Consider the following 20,853-nt stretch of genomic DNA (forward strand, 5'->3'; position numbering starts at 1 on the left):
GTCACAAGAGCTCTTCGGTGTGCTCCCCCAACTGTGGTGGAGCGCGCCTATATTCCACCGGCGTGCGCGATAACTTTATGGGGTTACCCGCTAGTTGCAGATCGGGATTAAGCGCGTGAGGCACGTTAACCTGCATGCCTCGCGCCTGAATCTGTGGTTCCGCGAAGACATCCGCCACGCTATTGATGGGGCCGGCGGGCACACCAGCCTGTTCCAACACAGCGATCCATTCATCCTTGCCTCGCTCGAGCATTTTCGCCTGCAGCACGGGGACCAGGGCATCGCGGTTGGCCACGCGCTGACTGTTGCTGGTGAAACGGGGATCGTCTGCCAATTCAGGCGCACCCAGCACGCCCACATAGCGGCGAAACTGGCTGTCGTTACCCACCGCGACAATCAGGTGACCGTCGCTGGCCACAAAGCTCTGGTAGGGAACGATATTGGGATGGGCATTGCCCAGCCGCGTCGGGTTCATTCCACCCACCAGATAATTGGTGGCCTGGTTGGCCAAGGTCGCGGCCGTGACATCCAGCAGAGCGAGGTCTACATGCTGACCCAGCCCTGAACGCTCGCGGTCAGCCAGCGCTGCCTGGATACCGATAACCGCGTACAGGCCAGTCATGATATCTGTGAGTGCAACACCTACTTTTTGTGGCCCCGCACCAGGCTCTCCATCGCGCTCTCCAGTCACGCTCATTAATCCGCCCATGGCCTGGACCAGAAAATCGTAGCCAGGGCGACTGGCTAGCGGCCCCGTCTGACCGAAACCCGTAATGGAACAGTACACAAGCCCGGGATTGGCCGCAGCCAGGGATTGATAATCGAGCCCGTATTGCGCAGCGCCGCCCACTTTGAAGTTCTCTATGACGACATCGCACTCCGCCGCGAGCTCACGCAATTGCACCTGACCCTGCGAAGATTTCATATCGATACAGATAGAGCGCTTATTGCGATTGGCGCAGAGATAGTAGGCAGCCTCTTCGGTTGCCTTTCCCTGCTCATCCGGCATATAGGGCGGCCCCCAACGCCGGGTGTCGTCACCACCTGCCGGGTTTTCCACCTTGATGACATCTGCACCCAGATCTCCCAGCATCTGGCTGGCCCAGGGGCCTGCCAGAATGCGAGACAGGTCCAGCACCCGGATGTGCGATAAGGCACCCATCAGAAAGCGGGGATATCAGTCTGGGTACGGCCGAGGATCAGGGCGTGTACATCGTGGGTACCTTCATAGGTGTTTACCACCTCCAGGTTAACCATGTGACGCATGATGGGATACTCATCGGAGATACCGTTGCCACCAAGCATGTCGCGCGCAGTGCGGGCGATGTCCAACGCCTTGCCGCAGGAGTTGCGCTTAATCAGCGAGATCAACTCGGGCGCGATGTCGCCCGCATCCATTAATTGACCCGCGCGCAGGCAGCCTTGCAGAGCCAAAGCAATCTCGCTCTGCATATCGGCCAGTTTTAATTGCACCAACTGTTTGGAAGCCAGCGGCACACCGAACTGTTTGCGGTCCAGCGTGTATTCGCGAGCCGTATACCAGCAGGTCTCTGCCGCACCGATCGCGCCCCAGGCAATGCCGTACCGCGCGTTGTTAAGACAGCCAAAGGGACCCTTCAAGCCCTCGACATTCGGCAGCAGGTTTTCCTCGGGCACAAACACCTCGTCCATCACAATCTCCCCGGTGATCGAAGCGCGCAGCGCCAGCTTGCCCTCGATCTTGGGAGCAGACAGGCCCTGCATGCCCTTCTCGAGAATAAAACCGCGAATCTTGCCGTCATCGGTCTTGGCCCAGACTACGAACACATCGGCGAAGGGGCTGTTGGTGATCCACATCTTTGCACCTGATACGGAGTAACCGCCCTCGACGCTGCGAGCACGAGTCACCATGGAGCCGGGATCGGATCCGTGATCGGGCTCAGTGAGACCAAAGCAACCCACCCACTCGCCGGTGGCCAGCTTCGGCAGGTATCGCTCTCGCTGGGCCTCGGTACCATAGGCCCAGATCGGATACATCACGAGGGAGGACTGCACACTCATCATGGAGCGATAGCCAGAGTCCACGCGCTCAACCTCACGGGCGACGAGGCCATAGGAGATGTAGTCGACGCCCGGACAGCCGTAGCCATCAATCGTAGAACCCAGCAGACCCAGCTCACCCATCTCGTTGAAGATACTGCGGTCAGTCTGCTCTGCACGAAAAGCCTCGCGCACCCGCGGTGCCAGCTTTTCCTGGGCGTACTGGCGCGCACTCTGCTGCACCATGCGCTGCTCGTCACTCAGCTGCTGATCCAGCAGGAAAGGGTCCTGCCAATTAAGTTTCTGCCACTGCTTACCGACCATTGAATTCTCCACCAAGGGTTTCAGTTGAGCGCAAAATAGCAAAGCGCCCTCTATTTATAAAATATATGTTTTATATGTTTTTCATATATGTATCATATACTCAGTGGCGGCGAGCCCTGAGTCCGACATGACCAGGCTCGGGGCTCGTCGTTACAACCACCCGGCCACCCAGGAGATCTGCGCATGGATCTACGCAAGCTGGAAATCTTTTCATCGGTCGCCCGCAATGAGTCTTTCAGCGCGGCAGCCGAAGCCCTGCACATGGCACAACCGGCCGTGAGCATCGCCGTGCGCAAGCTGGAAGAGTCCCTGGACATTACCCTGATCGACCGCAGTGGCCGGCGCATCGCGCTCACCCCTGAAGGCAGCAAGCTACTGTCGCAGGCAGAGGCGGTACTGGAACAGGTGGAGGCGATTGAGCAATCAGCCGGCGCCATGCGCGGCCTGCTGGAGGGCGAGCTCAGCATTGCCTGCCCTTCCATGCTCGCAACGTACTTCCTGCCCGAACTGCTCTCGGGCTTTCTCAGTGAGCACCCGGGCCTGACGGCATCCGTCACCCAGGCAGGCACCCGAGAGATCGAAAGAATGTTGTTGGAAGGCGATATCGAGATAGGCGTAACGTCAGCAGATACCGATGCCGACCTCGAGCTTCTGCCGCTGGTGAACGAACAGATGGTTGTCTGCGTGGATAGTGAGCACCGATGGGCGAAACGCCGCTATCTGAGCATAAGCGACCTCCACCAGACACCCATGGTGGTCTATGAGAGTGGCTACTTTATCCGCAACCAGCTCGACCACCTCTGCGCCCGCGCCGGCGTTGCACCGGACTTGCGCATGCAGAGTAATTTTCTGCCTCTGCTTATGAGCATGGTCAAACAGGGGCTGGGCGCGACCGTGGGCCTGCGCACCATGGCCGAACAGGAAACAGACATCGTCGGTATCCCCCTGTCCCCCAGGGTCGACGTTCCCATGGCCCTGGCCCATCGCCGCGGCAGGCCGATCTCCCGCGCCAATCAGGCCTTTTTGGATTGGGCCGCAATCAAGTTATGATGACCCGCTAACGTTCACAGCGAGACCCCATGCCCGCTCTATCCATTTTCAGCAAGCATGTTGCCGAACTCATCAACACCACTGGCAGCGAAAGCTTCCCCCGATCAATGGTGGCAATGCTGCGCGAGCTCGTGCCAGTCGACGACGCCACGGTGATTGCCTATCCAGGCATGGACATGCCCGTGATCGAATATTTCGAGGTGCCCGACGAGGGGGGCAACTCCACGCTCGACCGCTTCGTCAAAGGTGCGTTCCTCCTTGACCCCTTTTATCTCGCAGCCACTCGCGACCAGCACGCTGGCGTGTTCCGCCTGCGAGACCTCTCTCCCACCGGCTTCCGAGAAACCGAATATTACAAGGCCTGGTACCGGGACAGTAACTTCATCGACGAGTGCGGCTTCATCGTGCCACTCGGCGACCAGGGCTTTGTCAATATCGCCCTGGGCAAAACGGCCGCTCGCTCCACTTTCAGCAAGCGCGAATTAAACACCCTGGCCGAAATTTATCCCACAGTGGAAGCGCTGTGCCAGAGACACTGGACCGAGACCGCAGGCAGCGACACCGGTGATAACCTGCGCGCGAAACTGCACAGCGCTCTTGAGGCTTTTGGCTCCAGCCTGCTTACCGACCGCGAAACACAGGTTATCAACCTGGTGCTGCACGGCCACTCCACAAAAACCGTGGCTGATAAACTCTCCATCTCCATGGAAACGGTGAAACTGCACCGCAAACACGCCTATGCCAAACTGGAGGTTTCCTCCCAGGCAGAACTCTTCTACCTGTTCCTGGACTCTCTGATGAGCGCTCAGGATTATGAGAGCGGCGACACCCTCGTGGCCTATATGCAACCGCCCCCCAGGAACCCATCCAGATAAATGTCCCAGCCCGACGCCAGCGAACTGAACAAACTGCAGGAACTCCTGAAAACCGGCTTCAAGGCGCTGTCGCTCGGCGATTTTGCCAAGGCGGGAGAGTGCTGCCAGCAAATCTTTGCGATCAAGCCCGACTTGCCCCAGGGGCACTTCCTGGTGGGCTTGCTAGGCCTGGAATCCAAAGACCGGAAGACGGCATTCAGTGCGTTTCAGTCAACGGTCAAGCTGGACCCGGACCACGCCGCGGCCTGGGCACAACTGGCCCGACTGTATATGACAGAAGGGCAGGTAAACCGCGCCGATGCAGCACTGCGTGAAACCCTTCGCATTCGTCCCTCAGACCCCATGGTGCTGGACCTGATCGGCACAACCCTGACCCAGATGGGAGAGCATGGTGCAGCCCAGGCCTTCTTTGCCCGGGCCACCCAGGGCCAACCAAACTTCCCGCCTTTCATGCAGAACCTGGCCAACAACCTGGTCTATCACGGCGACACCGAGGATGCCGATCGCATTTTCCAGGACATCATAGGTCTGCAGCCAGACAGCCCCCAGGCGCACTGGGCACTGGCCAGCTCGCGCAAAGCCGAGGACGATCGCCACGTGATCGAGATGCAGCAGCGCATTGCCGACCGGGGCGACGACCCGCGGGCAAACGCCTTCTATCAATATGCAGTCGGCAAGGAGCTTGAAGACCTGAAGAAGTGGCCCGAGGCCTTTACGGCATTCGAGGCGGGCGCCAAAGCCCGGCGAGCCACGGTGGAATTCGATGAAGCAGCCGAGCGCGAAATGTTCGATAGCCTGGCTGCAACCTACACCCGCGAATGGCTGGCAGAAGGCGCCGCAGGGAACCCGGATGCCTCACCGATTTTCGTTCTGGGCCAGCCACGCACCGGGACCACCCTGATAGAACGCATTATCACCAGTCACTCCCAGGTGCGGTCTGCCGGTGAGTTGCAGCATTTCGGGCTGGCACTGCGGCGCCTGGCAGACTACCGCAACCCGAAGCGTTTCACCGCCGAGCTGTTCGAGGCAGCGGCCGGACTCGACCCAGCGCAGCTCGGGGGGCTCTATCTACAGAGTTCGGCCAAAATGCGCGGCGACGCGCCGCGCTTTGTGGACAAACTGCCCCAGAACTACCTGATGATCCCGCTGATCCTCAAGGCCCTGCCCAATGCAAAGATCGTGCACCTGGTGCGAAACCCCATGGATGCCTGCTTCGCCAGCTTTAAACAACTGTTCGCGGACGCGTACCTGCACTCCTACGAACAACAGGAAATGGCCCGCCACCACGCCCGCTACCGGGGCTTGATGGATACCTGGCGCGAACGCTTCCCCGATCGCTTTCTCGACATCAGCTACGAAGACACCGCTCGCGACCTGGAGCCCAATGCTCGCAGACTAATCGCATACCTGGACCTCCCCTGGGAAGACGCCTGCCTCAATTTCCACGAACAGACCGGCGCGGTGACGACAGCCAGTGCGGTGCAGGTGCGTGAACCCGCCCACACCCGCTCTATCGGTCGCTGGAAGCGCTATGAGACCCAGCTTGCGCCGATGCGAGAAGCGCTGCAAGCCGCCGGAATCCCAGTGGAATAGTTGGGCTTAGCGCCGGCTACCCTATAGGGGTATATTATTGCCTATACACTTTGGCTAGGTTAAACAAACAAAAATTAGACTTGTGGCAATCATCACTGGTCAAAATGTACAAAGCCCGGAAGAACAACAATTAACCGTCTACGAGTGGGGATACCATGACTCGCACACACTATCGCAAGCCGCGCTTCGCGGCCGCTGCAGGCAGAAACACCATGGCCAAAGCCGTATCGGCAGCCGTGTTTGCCTCTGCCATCAGCACTCCCGCCTTCTCCCAGACCCTGGAAGAAGTCATTGTTACCGCCACCAAGCGCAGTGAATCTGTCCAGGATGTACCACTGGCAATTACCGCGCTCTCTGGCGAATTCATGGAAGACGTCAACCTGACTGACGTGAAAGACCTGGTGACCTACACGCCCGGCGTAACAGGTAACAGCCAGGACAGCTTTATCGATGCCATCTCCATTCGCGGCATCCGCACCCAGGATTTCGGTGTCGGCCTGGATCCCTCTTCCGCCTTCTTCAAGAACGATCTTTATGAAGGCCGCAACGGCTCTGCCGTCACCAGCCTCTACGACCTGGACCGCGCCGAAGTGCTGCGAGGCCCTCAGGGCTTCCTGTTTGGCCGTAACTCCATCGGTGGCGCCTTCAGCGTACACACCCGCCGCGCCGAGATCGACAGCTCGGACGGCTTTGTCAATCTGGACCTCGGCGAGCGCGAGCGCGCTGCCGTAGATGCCGCGATCAACGTGCCTGTCGGCGACAATTTCGCCATGCGTTTCGCCGGCATGTACACCCAGGAAGACGGCTTCGTCGAGAACAACTTCCCTTCGGATGACCTGATTGAACACGAAAACAAGGCAATTCGCTGGTCCACCACCTACGAGAACGACAGGCTCGGCGTTTACACCATGGTGGAATATGAAGAACGCGAGCAGTCCGGCTCAGTGTATCGCGCAGTTACAGAAGGCGAGGTCTGGGAGACACTGGAAGCGGCATTGGGGCCTATCAATGTGCGCGGCTCCGATGAAGAAGTCGATGTTGACCGCTCAGGTGGCGACAATGACGATTCCGAGATCCTTACCCTGGGACTGCGGGTCGACTACGATTTCGACTTCGCGACCCTGACGTCAAACACGGGTTACAAAGATCACGACTACTACTACAACGAAGACTATGACGGCACACCCCTGAATCTGGAGACATATCGCCAGGACCAGGAAGGCGACTATTTCCAGCAGGAACTGCGTCTGACCTCTAACTCAGAGGGCCCACTGTCATGGTATGCCGGTGCCTCCTACTACAAGGAAGATCTGGAAACCGCCTATCGCTTTGCCGGTGAGGAAGATTTTTTCTGCCAGTACTATGGCTACTACTACAACTCCGGCATGACTTTCTCCGGGTGTGAAGATCTCTACGCCTACTACGGCAGCGAATTCACCCCCAGCGCCAATGGCCTGCTGGAAGAAACTGCCACCATCAAGGGCAAATACGAAGGCTGGGGCGCATACCTCAACCTGGCATATTTCCTCACCGAAAATCTGCAGATTGAAGGTGGCCTTCGCTGGACCGATGATGAAAAGGAATTCACTACCTACGTCCCCAATCCGGAAAGTGAACTAGGCGCCTACTGGGCCTTTGGCTACTCCACCGCAGAACCGCTGACAGCCAAAGAATCCTGGGACGATGTAACGCCCCGCTTCATCATCAAGTACACCCCGTCCGATACAGCTCTGCTATACGCCAGCTACACCGCAGGCTATAAATCGGGCGGCTTCGGCACCTTCTCTCTGGCCGACAACGCCGATGGCGATATCGCGCTGGGCAAGACAGACCTGACCACGGCTGATGGCCATCTTCCAGACCCAGTAAACCCCGAGGAAGTCGATTCCTTCGAGGTTGGCTATAAAGATACCTTCCTCGACGGCAGCATGAACTTCGACGTGGTGGCGTTCTACTACGACTACACCGACTTCCAGGTCACTGTGGGTACCGATTCCGGTGCCACCCTGATTGAGAATGCCGGTGAAGTTGAGGCCTGGGGTGTTGAGAGCTCTCTGACCGCCGGTATCGGCGACTATCTCACAGCCTACGCCACGATCGGTTACTTTGACTCTGAGGCAACCAAACTGGAAGACGTCTGCGGCCTTGAAGACCCTCTCGGCTGTGAAGGCACCCACCTGTTCTGGGCGCCCGAATGGTCTGGCTCCTTCGTATTGCACGGCGCTTTCCCCATGGGCTCTGGCGCAATCACTGGTGCGTTTGAACTGACCTTCGAGTCTGAGCGCGGCGGCGGCTGGGAAGAGCTCGACGAAACCATGATTGATTCCTACGAGGAGATGTCCGTACGCGTGGGCTGGGAATCAGACAACAACTGGTTCGTGGAAGCTTACGTGGAGAACATCACCGACGAGTTCACCTGGGACGGCATGAACAACCTCGGCGGCAAAGAGCCGCATGCCTTCTTCGGCCCCCGCCGGCCGAGGACTGCAGGCGTCCGCCTGGGCATGGCCTGGGACTAACCCCACCGCAAACAAAAAAGGCGCCCTCGGGCGCCTTTTTTTATGGTCAAAGCATCAAAAGAGAGAAGCTCAAATCTCCCTTTCCTCCGAACTACAAGTTCGCGTCGTACTCCAACGGCGTGACGTGGGAATCGTATTCGTCCAGCTCCTGCTGCTTGAGAATGGTATAGACCTTCTGAAACTCGGCACCCAGATACTCGGCAATATGCTCGGAATCGGCAAAACACGCCAGCGCATCCGGCAGATAGCGAGGCAGGCTGGCTGGCAACTGCTCGTAAGCGTTCCCTTCAAGGGGCGCAGGTGCTTCCATCTTTTTCTCGATCCCCCGCAGGACGCCAGCGAGGATTCCAGCGAACACAAGATAGGGGCTGGCATCGGCGCCACTCACACGGTGCTCAATGCGCGTAGCTGCCGGCGCATCTGCCGGCACGCGCACTGAAACCGTGCGATTCTCATAGCCCCAGCTGGGCGCGAGAGGTGCATGGGTGCCGCGGCGGAAGCGGCGATATGAATTCAGGTTGGGCGCAAACATCAACATGCTGTCGGACATGCTGCTCAGGCAGCCGGCGATGGCCTGACGCAACAACTCAGTGCCCTTGCCGGTGCCGTCATCGAAAACGTTGTTACCATCGCGATCGACCAGCGAGCAGTGAACATGCATACCGTTGCCCGCCAGATCGCCAAACGGCTTGGCCATAAAGGTGGCAATGAAACCGTGCTTCTTCGCCACACCGCGTATCACCCGCTGTAACATCACTGCCTGATCGGCTGCCTCCAGCGCATCCGCGCGATGATAGAGGTTAATCTCGTACTGGGAGGGGGCAGACTCCTTGATCAGGGTATCCACGGGCAAGCCCTGGGCATCGCAGGCATCGCGCACTTCGTGCATCAGCGCGGACATGTCTTCCATGGTATCGATACCGTAGGTTTGGCCCGCACCGAGAGCACCACCCACCCGGTCCTGCTGGCTGTGAATCGGCCGACCGATGTCATCGCGCTCAGCGCGCAACAGATGGAACTCCATTTCGGACGCCACGACAGGCGTCAGACCCAGCTCCGAAAAACGCTGCTGCAAGCCCTGCAACATATAGCGCGGATCGTAGCTGCATTGAGATCCATCGACTTCTCGCATGGACATAAAGACCTGGCCTGTGGGCCGCTCCAACCAGGGAGCGACAACCAGCGTGCGTGGCTCGGGGGTGCAGAAACCATCTCCGTCTCCTGTGTTAAACACCCACTCTTCAGCGTCGCGCCCCCAGATATCGAAGGCCAAAGTCGACAGCGGAATTTTCAGCGCCCCCTGCATGACTTTGGGAAGCTTCTCCCGGGTGACCCATTTGCCCCGCAGGCCACCGCACAAGTCCAGCAGCATTACTTCGAATACCTCGATATCCGGATGCTTGTCGAGGAAGGCCTGTACGGCGTCATTATTATCTGTCATCTGCTATCCCTGTGAGGCCCGCCAAAACACCCCCTTTGGGGTAAGGTCGGTGCCCGGTGACTATGCCAGACTATTTAACAATGATGTGTAAAACCCCGCTATACCACTTCCGGGTATAGCCAGGCGCCCACCGATACCGGCGCGACTCCAGGGAGATATTGGCGATGAACATGCAAGCAAACACCGGCAACCTGAAGCAGCTGGATAAGTCCCACCATTTGCACCCTTTTACCGACTTCAAAGATTACGCCACCAATGGCGGTCGGGTCTTTTCCCGCGCGGAGCATATTTACATCTACACCGGTGACGGCCACAAAATGCTGGACGGCATGTCTGGCCTGTGGTGCTGCAACCTCGGCTACAGCCAACAGGGCATTGTTGACGCAGTCACCGAGCAGATGCAGCAGCTCCCCTACTACAACAACTTCTTCCAGTGCTCCAACCAGCCCGCCATCGAGTTGGCCAGCGCCCTGGTCGAGGTAACGCCCGACAGCTTCAATCATGTGTTCTTCACCAATTCGGGCTCGGAGGCCAACGACACCAACCTGCGCCTGGTGAGCCGCTACTACCAACTACAGGGCCGCCCCGAAAAGAAACTCATCATCAGCCGCAAGAATGCCTATCACGGTTCGACCATCGCCGCGGCATGCCTGGGCGGTATGGGCCCGATGCACGAACAGACCAACGGTATCGACTATGTGCATCACATTGAGCAGCCACACTGGTTTGAGGTTGGCCCCGACGAAGATCCAGACGAATTCGGCCTGCGCGTCGCGCGCTTGCTCGAACAGAAGATCGACGAGCTCGGCGAAGCCAATGTAGCGGCGTTTATCGCTGAGCCCGTGCAGGGCGCAGGCGGCGTCATCATTCCACCGGACACTTACTGGCCCGAGATCCAGCGCATTTGTAACGAGCGCGACATCCTGTTGATTGCCGATGAAGTGATCTGCGGATTTGGCCGCACTGGCGAATACTGGGGCTCCGAGACCTACGGCATTGAGCCCGACCTCATGACTTTCGCCAAAGCGGTGACCAATGGCTACCAGCCCCTGGGTGGCGTTATGGTAGGCGACAAAGTCGCCGACGTATTGCTGTCTCACGAAGGCGAGTTCGCCCATGGCCTGACCTATTCCGGCCACCCTGCCGCCGCAGCAGCGGGCCTGGCCACGCTCAGGATTCTCAGGGAAGGCAATATCATCGCCGACACCGCGGCGAACATCGCGCCGCACTTTCAGGCGCGCCTGCGCGAGCTTGAAGATCATGGCATCGTCGGCCAGGTGCGGGGCCGCGGTATGTTCGCTGCCGTGGAACTGGTGAGAGACAAGGCATCGCGCGAGCCATTGGCGGCCGAATCCGCCGGCGCGCTGTTCTGCCGCAACAGCGCCAACGACCTCGGCTTGATGGTACGCCAGACCGGCAATGCGATGATTATTGCGCCGCCGCTGATCTGCGACAAGGGCGAGATCGACTCGCTGGTGGATATGCTGGGTCAGGCACTGGACGTGACCGCCAAACACTACGGCGTGTAAACAAACCGCTGACAAGCCCGGCCTCTGAGCCGGGTTTTTTTTGTTCTGATTGTGGGTGCCGACAAAAATAGGGATACAATAAAAACAATGACTGACCAGACCCAGCACTACAAAACTCTCAAACTCCGCGACATGGTGCTGTTCACCGTGTCAGCCATCCTGCTCGCAGACACACTCGCTGCCGCAGCGTCAGTCGGCGCCTCCAGCGTTTCCTGGTGGCTCATCCTGGGCGTCTTTTTCTTCGTTCCCTTCGCCATGATCTGCGCCGAAATGGGCTGCGCTTATCCCGAACAGGGCGGCATCTACGCCTGGATCCGCGACAGTTTCGGCGGTCGCTGGGCCTCCCGGGCCACCTGGTGCTACTGGGTGAATACCGCGGTATGGATTCCCGCTATCTATATATTGTTCGCGGGTGTCTTCGCCCAGATGTTTGCACCAGACCTGAGCATGACCTGGCAAATCACCATGGGTATTGTTCTCACCTGGATCGCCGTAGCCGTAAACGTGGTCACTCTGGATCTCGGTAAGTGGGTCCCGAATGTCGGTGCGATTCTCAAAGTGGCGATATTTGTCGCTATCATCATCGGTGCGGGCTTCCACATCTTGGACGCCGGCATGGCCAATCCACTTACCTTCGAAACGATGAAGCCGGACTGGAGCGGCAGCGCCCAGTACATACCTGCCATCATCTACGGCATGCTGGGCTTTGAACTGGTCAGCGCGGGAAGCGATGAAATGAAAGACCCGGCCCGGGATGTTCCCCGCGCCATATTCATTTCCGGTGTCGTCATTATCGCCCTCTACATTCTCGGCACCATCGCAGTACTCGCCGCCATTCCCGCTGGCGAGATTAACCTGGTGGAAGGGCTGATCGACACCCTCAGCTTATTCTTTGGCGACAGCATGGCCGGCAAGACGCTTGTGCTAGTACTGGGCCTGGGTGCCCTGTTCTCGTTTTTCTCTAACGGTGTGACCTGGGCAATGGGCTGCAATCGCGCTGCGGCTGAGGCCGCCCAGGAAGGTGAGCTGCCACGCATCCTAGGTATCGAAGACCCCAAACGAGGCACGCCTGTAGGCGCTGCGGTTCTCATGGGCCTGGTCAGCACCCTCTGCCTGATACTTTACGGCTTCATGTCTGGATCCAATGAAGACCTGTTCTGGTCGCTGTTCGCATTCTCGGCCGTCATCTTCCTACTGCCCTACCAGGGCATGATGCTGGCCTTTTTGAAGCTGCGGAAAACCGATGCTTCGCACCACCGCCCCTACCGCGTTCCCGGCGGCAACGGCGCAGCGCGCCTGGCGGCGTTCCTGTGTATGAGTATTCTGGCGATCTCCATCTTCCTGTTTATGTACACGCCCGGTGCGGGCTTCGAGTGGGCCGTGGTGGGTGGCGTCATCGTCACGCTCATTATTGGCGAAGTGGTCATCCGTTTCGCTGAGAATCACCGCAAGCCAGCGCAGGGCTGAAGCCGGGCTAGTCCAGGACAGGCCGGTGGATTCTGATGGATTCAGCACGCTCTACCCAGGGTAGTTCATGCCACGAGGTGGCACCCGGTTGGGCGAACAGGGCACGCAGCGAATCGCCGTCATTCCAAAAGAAATTATCCGGGTCACGCCAGCTCATAAACCACACCCACTGCTGTTGCCTCTGTAAAATTTCAGGCGTCGGCAGGGCCCCCACTTCTCCCAGGCCAATAGGTCGCCCGTCGGCAAGCGCCACCAGCTGCCTGTAGTTTTCCTCGTCATAACGACCGGTGTATACGTCAGTCGCAAGCACATCCACCACATCATGACCGGGATAAAAGCGATCGTACTCGGGCACATTCTCTTTCATCTCATTCGCATTCCAGACCCAGATCAGATTATCCAACTGATGAAAGTTCACCAGGCGATCGAAAAGCATTCGCCACAGTTTGGCGAACCCCTCAGGCCCCTGGCGATATCCCCACCAGAACCAAAAACCATTCATCTCATGATAGGGCCGCCACAGGACAGGTACGCCAGCGTATTGCAATTGCTTAAGATGCCAGGCAATAACATCCACCTGAGATTTCCAGCGCTCGTTCAAAGGTGTTCCCGGGGTTGTTAACGCGAGCCACTCATCGTCACTGAGTTTTGCCTGAACCGACGTCTTGAATTCTCCGGGCTCATCCTGGGTAGGCACAACCGCATGCCACATCAGCGTATTGATAAACCCTTCACGGTGGCGGCGAATGGCCTCGTCGACTATGTTCTGCCTGAAGTTAATGCCGTCCCAACTGCCCGGCTCACTGAACCCGAAATCCTGACCGAAGACCGCCGGGTATTCGCCAGTCTGCTTGTGCATGCCAGCCAGGCGATTGGACCCGTTGAGTGGCGCGTTATGCTGGCCGGTAAGAATCTCCTCGCCACTGATCTCATACAGATACTCCAGCAGAGCCACCGCCTGGGGTGAGGCATCGGGGGTGACCGGTTTCAATTGCGCCCAGCCAGGTGCGGCGAGCACCCAGGCAAGTATTCCGATTACGACACAGCTGGTTTTCATTTTATTCTCCCTTGGTTCAGCTCTGACAGCCGCGAGATCACTTCCATCATCGCGCGGCCGTTGTGATATGGCCCCTTCCACGGACCAGCCTTGTAGCCAATAGCGGGATCATCCGGACGAACCCCACCGGCAAACCAGTGCCACTCACCATTAACCTTGTCGATGTGAGACTCACCGATGTAGTGCCATACCGAGGCAAAGGCCTCCATATAGACCTGCTCCCCGCTGAGCTCGAAGGCATTGAGAAAACCCACCAGCGATTCTGCCTGCACCCACCAAATGCTCTCTGGCTCCAGGTGGCCGGTGGCGGCATCCGCCGCTTCAGCCACACGGCCACTGGACACAAGCGCACGCCTCTGAACTGACGCTGCGAGGCGCATCACCTGAGGCCTGATGCGCGCTGATAAGGCTTCATCACCGAGCACCTGGGCCGCTTCCCACCACAGCCAGCTCGCCTCTATGTCGTGGCCGTAGCTGTGCATCGTCGAGCAATCGCGCCACTGCGCGTCATAAAACATCACCATGGTCTCGGCCTCGCCGAGAAAGCGTTCTGACATCAGCAGCAGAACGTCGCGCAGCGCTGTTTCAGTATCGGCAGTGCGGTCCACTCGACACAACTGAGTGTATGCTTCAAGCACATGCAGATGGGCGTTCATGGAATAGGGTGCGGCCAGATCGCGCTCGCTTAAGCGGATGTCGTCCGCAACCTGCCAATCTCTGGTGAATGTCTCGACATAACCGCCACTACTGGAATCCCGGGCACGGTGCTCTATCAGCGCAAAGCATGCGCGCGCCAAAGTCAGGGCGCTGACATCACCGCATGCCTGGAAGTAAGTACTCAATGCGTATATGGCAAAGGCCTGCCCGTAGGTTTTTTTACAGGCATCCAGTGGACGGCCCGATGCATCAAGCCCCCAGAAAAGGCCGCCGTACTCACTGTCAACAAAGTGGCGCAATATATAGTCGTAGCTGTGACGGGCGAGTCGCAGCGACTCTTCATCCTCCCGCTCGCAGTGCAGAGCACTGTAGAACCAGAGAATACGTGTATTGAGTATCAGGCCTCGATGACTATCGCCAACAGGCTCCCCTGCCGCGTTCACGGCACCGTGGAATCCTCCCGCTGGGTCGAACAATGTGTCGCGCCACCAGCGGGATATCCGGTCACGCTCGACAACAAACGGCGCACAATCCAGCTCAGTCATGGCAGCGCGCGATTGCGTTGTATGAGCTCAGTACGGTGCTGCACTGACGCGGCCGAGCGCAGCCCATCTGCAGGTGTATTCGTCACGTAATCCAGCAGCCGCTCAACCGAACTGGTGGCGACGTGCAGGCGCGTATCGGACGAGGCGTAGTAGATATACACAGTGCCGTCGTCATCCACTATCCAGCCATTGCTGAACAGAACATTGGACACATCACCCACGCGCTCCAAGCCCTCCGGCGCCATGAAGTGGCCGGCAGGCTGATGCGTCACCTGCCAGGGCCGCTCCAATTCGCTCAAGAACAGGTACAACACATAGCGCAGTCCAGCCGCTGTACTGCGCACGCCATGTGCCAGGTGCAGCCAGCCCTGCGAAGTTTTGAGCGGTGCTGGGCCAAGGCCATTCTTTAGCTCCTTGATGGTGTGATATGCCTTGGCATCCACCAATACCTCACCCTCGACGCGCGGATTCTGGATGTCCTCTACCAGACCAAATCCAATGCCCCCGCCGCGGCCCACGTCGATAAATCCATCCTGACCTCTGGTGTAAAACGCGTACTTACCGTCGATGAACTCCGGATGTAAGACCACATTGCGCTGCTGGCCAGATTCCGTCACAAGATCCGGCAGGCGCTCCCAGTGCTGCAGGTCTTGCGAGCGCACAATTCCACCTGCGGCGACGGCAGCAGATGTGTCACCAGGCATGTCGGGGTCGGGTCGCTCCGCGCAAAAAAGGCCATATACCCACCCATCCGCGTGCGCTACCAGACGCATATCGTAGACATTGGTATCCGGTTCGTCGGTTTCAGGGATCACCAGCGGGAGGCCGGTAAAACGAAAGCCCTGCGTGCCGCTGTCGCTCTCGGCAAGGGCGAAGAAAGATTTGCGATCGGCGCCCTCCACCCGGACGGCCAGCACATACTTGCCTCGCCAGAGAATGGCTCCCGCATTAAACGCGGCATTGACAGCGAGTCGCTCCAACAGGAACGGATTGCTGTCTGGATTCAGATCGTAGCGCCACTCAATAGGCACATGTGCCGCTGTGACCACTGGGTATTGCCAACGCTGGACAACGCCATTGCCAAGGCCCGCAGGGCTGTTTACCTGAGCCAATAGCGCCTGCTCCTGCTCCCTGAGCAGCTCTAACCTGGCATCAAAACCTTCCATTCCGGGACTCCTCCTCATTCGCATCTTTGTTGACACGACTACTTGCGAAACTGAATGTAACCGGTTACATTTCGGAAATCTACCCCCTATAGCCCAGGTTTTACAGGAGACGACATGGCCAATATCCGGGAGGTTTCCCGTATCGCGGGCGTATCTACCGCGACTGTGTCGCGCGCCCTGAGCACACCGGACAAGGTCTCAAAGAAGACGCTGGCCAAGGTAGAGCAAGCGGTAGCACAGGCGGGCTACCGCCCCAACCTGATGGCGCGGAACTTCCGCTCCACCCGCGCCTACGCCTTGCTGGTACTGGTGCCGGACATCACCAACCTGTTTTTTGCCGAACTCATTCAAGCCATCGAAGACACTGCCCAGCGCGCGGGCTATTCCGTATTACTGGGAGACACGCGCGATTCTCATAAGCGGGAAGAGGACTATATCCAGCTGGTAGAGACCCGGCAGGCTGACGGCATCATCCAATTGCGCCCCTACCGGCCGGGAGAACAACCGGCACAAGGCCTCAACGTTGTCAGCGCCGCCGGTTGCAGTGATGCACCCTGCTTCGGCGCGCGCATCGACAACAGAGCTGCCGCTTGCGCGCTGGTAACGCAGTTGATTTCCATCGGCCACCAGCGCATTGGCATCGTCGGCGGCCTGAGCGACAACCCGCATCATCTCGAGCGGCTCAGCGGCTACCGGCAGGCGCTCGAAACGGCCGGCATTGAAGAACATGCCAACCTCCTGCAGGAAGGGGACTTCACCCTCGGTGCCGGTTATCAGGCCGGCCAATACTTCGCGGCCCTGCCGCATGAGCAACGCCCCACCGCCCTGTTTTGCATGAATGACGATATGGCCCTGGGAGCCATGCGCGCCCTGAGGGAAGCGGGGCTTAGCATTCCCGGGGACATGTCGATTGCGGGTTTCGACAACTGCGAATACGCCCGCTACGCCAATCCACCACTCACCACCATTGCCCAGCCAGCCCGGGAAATGGGGCAAGCCGCAGCCGAGACGCTAATTAGCATGATCGAAGGCAACCCGGCACCGCAGCAGGACCTGGTTCTGCCGTTCGAACTCGTATTGCGCGATAGCGTAGGGCCGCCAACGCAGCCGGCAAGTGTCTAGGCCCGTGCGGAATCACTCTGGGCAAAGTCGCAATCCGCTCGCTAGTTGGCTTCGCTCAGAAGCTCTCCCCTTCTGGGCCGACAGTGGCATAGACACTGTGACAGGCGCATGTCACGAGTCGGTAACCGCCGTCCCGGACGCACCAGCGGGTCCGGAGATTCGGCGTACCCGAGTCCAGACAAGACAGATCTATACTTTCAGCGCGGCGCACTGCCATCACTGGTTCGACGACAGCGCCAGCACAGTTGGCTCGCTCCAGGCCTACCTTCACGCCACCAGCACCCATCCGCGGCACGATTGCGTCTGGGTTCACAGCACGACCCCTTGTGGCGATATCGCCAGCGCGCTCCTCGACACCTACGACATGGCCTTCGCCCTGCTGGCTTGCGCCTGGCAAATCAGGGCCTTTGGTGACGAGCGCGCCAGCGAACGCGCACGCGTGATCTGCCAGCTGCTCGAAGATCGACTGCGGGCGGACAACGGAGGCTGGCTGGAAGGCAACTACCCGTCCGAGCAGCGGCGCCAAAATCCACACATGCATCTACTCGAAGCCTTTCTCGCTTTACACCAGAGCGATGGATCGCCGCGCTGGCTGGAACTGGCCCAGCGCATTATTGCCCTGCTGGAAGATCACTTCTTCGACCCGGTGCACGGCGTTTTACTGGAGTTTTTTGACTCGAATTGGCGGCCATCCCACCAGGGACAGGTCATCACTGCTGAGCCCGGACACATGGCAGAGTGGATCTATCTGCTGAAGCAATACAGCACCGCCGTCGGTGAAAATCTACACCCCATCGCCCACCACTTTTACGCCACCGTTAGCAGGCTGGGCCGAGATCCTCACTCTGGCCTGCTCTACAACCGGGTGACGGCAACCGGTAGACCCATAGACGGCAGCAAAAGGTTGTGGCCGCAAGCCGAGTGGATCAAGGCCAACCTGGTCATGGCCGAGGAAGGAGTGCCAGGTGCGGCGGAGCTGGCCAGCGAGGGCGCGCAACAATTGTTCAGACGCTATATGGATGGCTGCACACCGGGAACCTACCTCGACCTGATCGACGCCGATGACAAGCCCGTAAACACGCCCTGCCCTGCAAGCACCTTGTATCACCTAACCACCGCGGCAGTGGCGTGGGAAGAATTCCCGCCGCAGATCGCTAATCGCCGGCCCGCGCCCGCAGCATCGCTTTCTTGAAAAACGCACCCTGTTCGGTGGGCTTGAACGACCAGCCTTCGATCATGGTCGGCGACCAGTCGGGATCAAATACCCAGGCACTCCAGGAAATATCGCGCGCATCGAGAAACGCCAGGATATCCGGACCGTAGGTTCCCTCGTTGTGAATCACCGGCACATGGGCGCCATAACCATCCTCGCGGACCCAGCCCATTTCTGTGGCAATCAACGGGTACTTCTCAGCCGCAAAACCCCACTGCTGCTGCCACAGGGCGTTGAACTGCTCTCGGCTTTTCACCTTGGGCTTGGCTTTTTGCGGATAAGGGTGAACGGCGTAGGCAATACCTTCCCTGCGAATCGGCGCATCTGCAACCGGGGTCAGGTCATAGGCCCAGTTGAAACCGGCCACCAGCGGAATCGCGCGCGGGTTGTAAAGGCGCACCACATCGATGAGCGATTCCATGGCTTCGCGCCACTGCTGCCAACTGGCACGTCCGAGCGACCCGCTACCCGTACCAATGTAATCATCCGTGGGTTCATTAAACAGCTCATACACTGCCACGGTCGGTGTCTGCGCGTAGCGCAGGGCAACGCTGCGCCAGAAACGCACAGTTTCAACCATGGAGGTCCGGTACATGGGATGCTGGTATTGCTCGGTCAACAAATTGCCGATGGAGTGCCAATCGACGATCAGATACATACCGTGAGCATTGGCCCAGACCACCGCCTCGTCCAGCCGCTCCAGATACCAGTCGCCGCCCCGTTTGCGCCAGGCCAGCGGGTGGATCGGTATACGCACACCAGTTACGCCCCAGTCGGCCAATTCGGCGAACAGCGATTCGCGCCACTGACCCTCGGTGTAGAGCTTGTCAGGATCTGCGATATTCACACCGCGCAACTGAACGACCTCGCCACGCTCGTCCACCAATTTGTTCCCCTGCACCTGCAGCCACGGCTGCGGTTCAGAGAGCTTTTGCGAATCGAAAGGCTGTGGGTAGGGAATGTTCCACCACTCACCCTGCTGCATCTGGGACTCGGTAAAACCATGGTTCTGCTCAACAGCTAAAGCAGCCAGCGGCAGCCAGCATAGAAATACCAGCAGCAGGTGCTTAGAGGCGGCGCGTACTGCCGCGAACAACAAGTTTGTGGGGGAGGACGTATTCATTCTGGGGGAGTTCCTTGTCCTTGAGCAGGTGCATCAGCAATTTGGCACAGGTCTCGCCCAGCTCACTCGCGGGCTGGGCAACGGTCGTGAGGGGAGGTTCGAAATATTTACCGAAGCGGATGTCATCCACACCAATAACGGAAATGTCATCTGGCACGGTAAAGCCCATCTCACGCATTTTGTACATGCAACCGATCGCGATCTCGTCACTACCGCAAAATATCGCCGTGGGACGGTCGCGCAGCATTAGCAGTGACTCGGCACTACCCTCGCCCCCTGCCAGCGAGTACTCAGAATGAACAATGCAGCGCTCATCCACCTCTAGACCCGCATCGGCCATCGCATCGCGATAACCCTGCAGTCGCAAGCGGCTACTGGGGCTGTTCATGTCACCCGTAATCACGGCGATTCGGCGATGACCATAGTCGATAAGGTGCTGAGTGGCGTCTCTTCCCGCCTGGGAGTCGTCAATGCCGACAAACGGAATGCCATCGACACCCACCGGCTCGGAGCCATTGACCAGCGGAGGCAAGTCTTCAATCTTGCGCCCGCCCTCGGAAATGTCGAACGGCAAGCGGTGGGACAGCAAGATAATACCGTCCGCCTGATGTGAATCCGTGAGCCCGGCCAGATCGCGTTCGCGGCGCTCCGACCCCTGGGAATCTCCCAGCAACACCGAGTAACCATGGCGGTGCGCCACCTTTTCCAGGGCGGTGATAATGCCCGCGTTATAGGTATCGGAGAGATCCGGAATGATCACAACTATATTGCCAGAACGAGACGTGCGCAGGCTCTGGCCCAGCTTGTTAGGCGTGTAGCCAACGGCCTCAACAGCTTCGAGCACTTTCTTGCGCGTGGCTTCAGCCACCCGATCAGGATTGCGCAGTGCGTGAGAGACAGTCGCCGTAGAGACCCCCGCACGCGCTGCAACATCCTTGATACCGACCTTTGCCATGGCTGCCCCTGATCTATGAAGTGAATGGTTCCATCATAGGCGAGTAAAACGTTTTAGTAAATTTTTTACTGCCGAATTATTGATCTCCCCTGCCCACAAGTGGCATCGCGACAAGCCATCATAAATAGCCATAGCTAGCTGTTTTTATTGATTATTTTTGAACCAGCGACCTTCCGGCCGCCACCCTGCGTGTTGCCA

At 58.7% G+C, this 20,853-nt stretch carries 16 protein-coding genes; 8 read left to right on the forward strand and 8 right to left on the reverse strand.

Annotated features, from left to right (window positions below):
• Position 1: 1 nt before the first annotated feature.
• Together EY643_RS17585 and EY643_RS17590 are read right to left on the reverse strand one after the other, a co-directional pair.
• The gene (locus tag EY643_RS17585; RefSeq protein WP_153240468.1) at positions 2-1,162 is read right to left on the reverse strand and encodes a CaiB/BaiF CoA transferase family protein; all 1,161 of its coding nucleotides are present in this window, start codon (positions 1,160-1,162) and stop codon (positions 2-4) included.
• The gene (locus EY643_RS17590; protein WP_153240469.1) at positions 1,162-2,343 is read right to left on the reverse strand and encodes an acyl-CoA dehydrogenase; all 1,182 of its coding nucleotides are present in this window, start codon (positions 2,341-2,343) and stop codon (positions 1,162-1,164) included. Before EY643_RS17590 ends, EY643_RS17585 begins: the two co-directional genes overlap by 1 nt.
• A 183-nt stretch (positions 2,344-2,526) precedes the next feature.
• Between EY643_RS17590 and EY643_RS17595 the strand changes: the two genes are divergently transcribed.
• From EY643_RS17595 to EY643_RS17610, 4 genes are all read left to right on the forward strand, one after another.
• The gene (locus EY643_RS17595) at positions 2,527-3,393 is read left to right on the forward strand and encodes a LysR family transcriptional regulator (protein WP_153240470.1); all 867 of its coding nucleotides are present in this window, start codon (positions 2,527-2,529) and stop codon (positions 3,391-3,393) included.
• 29 nt (positions 3,394-3,422) lie between these two features.
• A complete protein-coding gene (locus tag EY643_RS17600; RefSeq protein WP_153240471.1) occupies positions 3,423-4,268 on the forward strand; it encodes a response regulator transcription factor in 846 nt (281 codons plus the stop codon).
• Positions 4,269-5,861 (forward strand): tetratricopeptide repeat-containing sulfotransferase family protein, encoded by a 1,593-nt coding sequence (locus EY643_RS17605; RefSeq protein ID WP_153240472.1) that lies wholly within the window; start codon positions 4,269-4,271, stop codon positions 5,859-5,861.
• Between the two features lie 155 nt (positions 5,862-6,016).
• Positions 6,017-8,380, forward strand: a complete 2,364-nt coding sequence (locus tag EY643_RS17610; RefSeq protein ID WP_240732754.1) for a TonB-dependent receptor — start codon at positions 6,017-6,019, stop codon at positions 8,378-8,380.
• A 91-nt stretch (positions 8,381-8,471) separates the two neighbouring features.
• On the opposite strand, the gene EY643_RS17615 is transcribed toward EY643_RS17610, so the two are convergent.
• Positions 8,472-9,821, reverse strand: a complete 1,350-nt coding sequence (locus EY643_RS17615) for a glutamine synthetase family protein (protein WP_153240473.1) — start codon at positions 9,819-9,821, stop codon at positions 8,472-8,474.
• A 164-nt stretch (positions 9,822-9,985) separates the two neighbouring features.
• Between EY643_RS17615 and EY643_RS17620 the strand changes: the two genes are divergently transcribed.
• Positions 9,986-11,350: an aminotransferase gene (locus EY643_RS17620; RefSeq protein ID WP_153240474.1), complete on the forward strand. Its 1,365-nt coding sequence runs from the start codon at positions 9,986-9,988 to the stop codon at positions 11,348-11,350.
• Between the two features lie 87 nt (positions 11,351-11,437).
• Entirely contained in the window at positions 11,438-12,817 is a 1,380-nt protein-coding gene (locus EY643_RS17625) for an APC family permease (protein ID WP_153240475.1), read from the forward strand.
• Between the two features lie 7 nt (positions 12,818-12,824).
• Here EY643_RS17625 and EY643_RS17630 read toward each other — a convergent pair whose 3' ends face one another.
• The 3 genes from EY643_RS17630 to EY643_RS17640 are packed head-to-tail and all read right to left on the reverse strand — an operon-like array spanning position 12,825 to position 16,242.
• On the reverse strand, positions 12,825-13,874 hold the full coding sequence (locus tag EY643_RS17630; protein ID WP_153240476.1) for a glycoside hydrolase family 26 protein: 1,050 nt from the start codon (positions 13,872-13,874) through the stop codon (positions 12,825-12,827).
• Positions 13,871-15,076 carry an AGE family epimerase/isomerase gene (locus tag EY643_RS17635; protein ID WP_153240477.1) on the reverse strand — a complete coding sequence of 402 codons (1,206 nt, stop codon included), beginning with the start codon at positions 15,074-15,076 and terminating at the stop codon, positions 13,871-13,873. The genes EY643_RS17630 and EY643_RS17635 overlap by 4 nt, the downstream gene beginning before the upstream one ends.
• Complete coding sequence (locus tag EY643_RS17640; protein WP_153240478.1) at positions 15,073-16,242, reverse strand: glycoside hydrolase family 130 protein; 1,170 nt, start codon at positions 16,240-16,242, stop codon at positions 15,073-15,075. The genes EY643_RS17635 and EY643_RS17640 overlap by 4 nt, the downstream gene beginning before the upstream one ends.
• Positions 16,243-16,356: 114 nt before the next feature.
• Here EY643_RS17640 and EY643_RS17645 point away from each other — a divergent pair, with 114 nt between their 5' ends.
• Both EY643_RS17645 and EY643_RS17650 read left to right on the forward strand, forming a co-directional pair.
• Positions 16,357-17,364, forward strand: coding sequence for a LacI family DNA-binding transcriptional regulator (locus tag EY643_RS17645; protein WP_153240479.1), 1,008 nt, complete (start codon positions 16,357-16,359; stop codon positions 17,362-17,364).
• A 97-nt stretch (positions 17,365-17,461) separates the two neighbouring features.
• Entirely contained in the window at positions 17,462-18,556 is a 1,095-nt protein-coding gene (locus EY643_RS17650) for an AGE family epimerase/isomerase (protein WP_170287460.1), read from the forward strand.
• On the opposite strand, the gene EY643_RS17655 is transcribed toward EY643_RS17650, so the two are convergent.
• Together EY643_RS17655 and EY643_RS17660 are read right to left on the reverse strand one after the other, a co-directional pair.
• Positions 18,519-19,700 (reverse strand): glycoside hydrolase family 5 protein, encoded by a 1,182-nt coding sequence (locus tag EY643_RS17655; RefSeq protein WP_153240481.1) that lies wholly within the window; start codon positions 19,698-19,700, stop codon positions 18,519-18,521. The genes EY643_RS17650 and EY643_RS17655 overlap by 38 nt on opposite strands.
• Positions 19,645-20,655, reverse strand: a complete 1,011-nt coding sequence (locus tag EY643_RS17660; RefSeq protein WP_153240482.1) for a LacI family DNA-binding transcriptional regulator — start codon at positions 20,653-20,655, stop codon at positions 19,645-19,647. Before EY643_RS17660 ends, EY643_RS17655 begins: the two co-directional genes overlap by 56 nt.
• Between the last annotated feature and the right edge of the window lie 198 nt (positions 20,656-20,853).

Source organism: Halioglobus maricola, from assembly GCF_009388985.1.
In the GTDB taxonomy this organism is placed as follows: Bacteria; Pseudomonadota; Gammaproteobacteria; order Pseudomonadales; family Halieaceae; genus Halioglobus; species Halioglobus maricola.

Bases quoted from the DNA above. Each gene is read 5' to 3' on its own strand.
- EY643_RS17645 (WP_153240479.1), top strand. From the start codon at position 16,357: ATGGCCAATATCCGGGAGGTTTCCCGTATCGCGGGCGTATCTACCGCG.
- EY643_RS17615 (WP_153240473.1), bottom strand. From the start codon at position 9,821: ATGACAGATAATAATGACGCCGTACAGGCCTTCCTCGACAAGCATCCG.
- EY643_RS17635 (WP_153240477.1), bottom strand. From the start codon at position 15,076: ATGACTGAGCTGGATTGTGCGCCGTTTGTTGTCGAGCGTGACCGGATA.
- EY643_RS17600 (WP_153240471.1), top strand. From the start codon at position 3,423: ATGCCCGCTCTATCCATTTTCAGCAAGCATGTTGCCGAACTCATCAAC.
- EY643_RS17605 (WP_153240472.1), top strand. From the start codon at position 4,269: ATGTCCCAGCCCGACGCCAGCGAACTGAACAAACTGCAGGAACTCCTG.
- EY643_RS17585 (WP_153240468.1), bottom strand. From the start codon at position 1,162: ATGGGTGCCTTATCGCACATCCGGGTGCTGGACCTGTCTCGCATTCTG.
- EY643_RS17655 (WP_153240481.1), bottom strand. From the start codon at position 19,700: ATGAATACGTCCTCCCCCACAAACTTGTTGTTCGCGGCAGTACGCGCC.
- EY643_RS17630 (WP_153240476.1), bottom strand. From the start codon at position 13,874: ATGAAAACCAGCTGTGTCGTAATCGGAATACTTGCCTGGGTGCTCGCC.
- EY643_RS17590 (WP_153240469.1), bottom strand. From the start codon at position 2,343: ATGGTCGGTAAGCAGTGGCAGAAACTTAATTGGCAGGACCCTTTCCTG.
- EY643_RS17640 (WP_153240478.1), bottom strand. From the start codon at position 16,242: ATGGAAGGTTTTGATGCCAGGTTAGAGCTGCTCAGGGAGCAGGAGCAG.
- EY643_RS17660 (WP_153240482.1), bottom strand. From the start codon at position 20,655: ATGGCAAAGGTCGGTATCAAGGATGTTGCAGCGCGTGCGGGGGTCTCT.
- EY643_RS17620 (WP_153240474.1), top strand. From the start codon at position 9,986: ATGAACATGCAAGCAAACACCGGCAACCTGAAGCAGCTGGATAAGTCC.
- EY643_RS17595 (WP_153240470.1), top strand. From the start codon at position 2,527: ATGGATCTACGCAAGCTGGAAATCTTTTCATCGGTCGCCCGCAATGAG.
- EY643_RS17625 (WP_153240475.1), top strand. From the start codon at position 11,438: ATGACTGACCAGACCCAGCACTACAAAACTCTCAAACTCCGCGACATG.
- EY643_RS17610 (WP_240732754.1), top strand. From the start codon at position 6,017: ATGACTCGCACACACTATCGCAAGCCGCGCTTCGCGGCCGCTGCAGGC.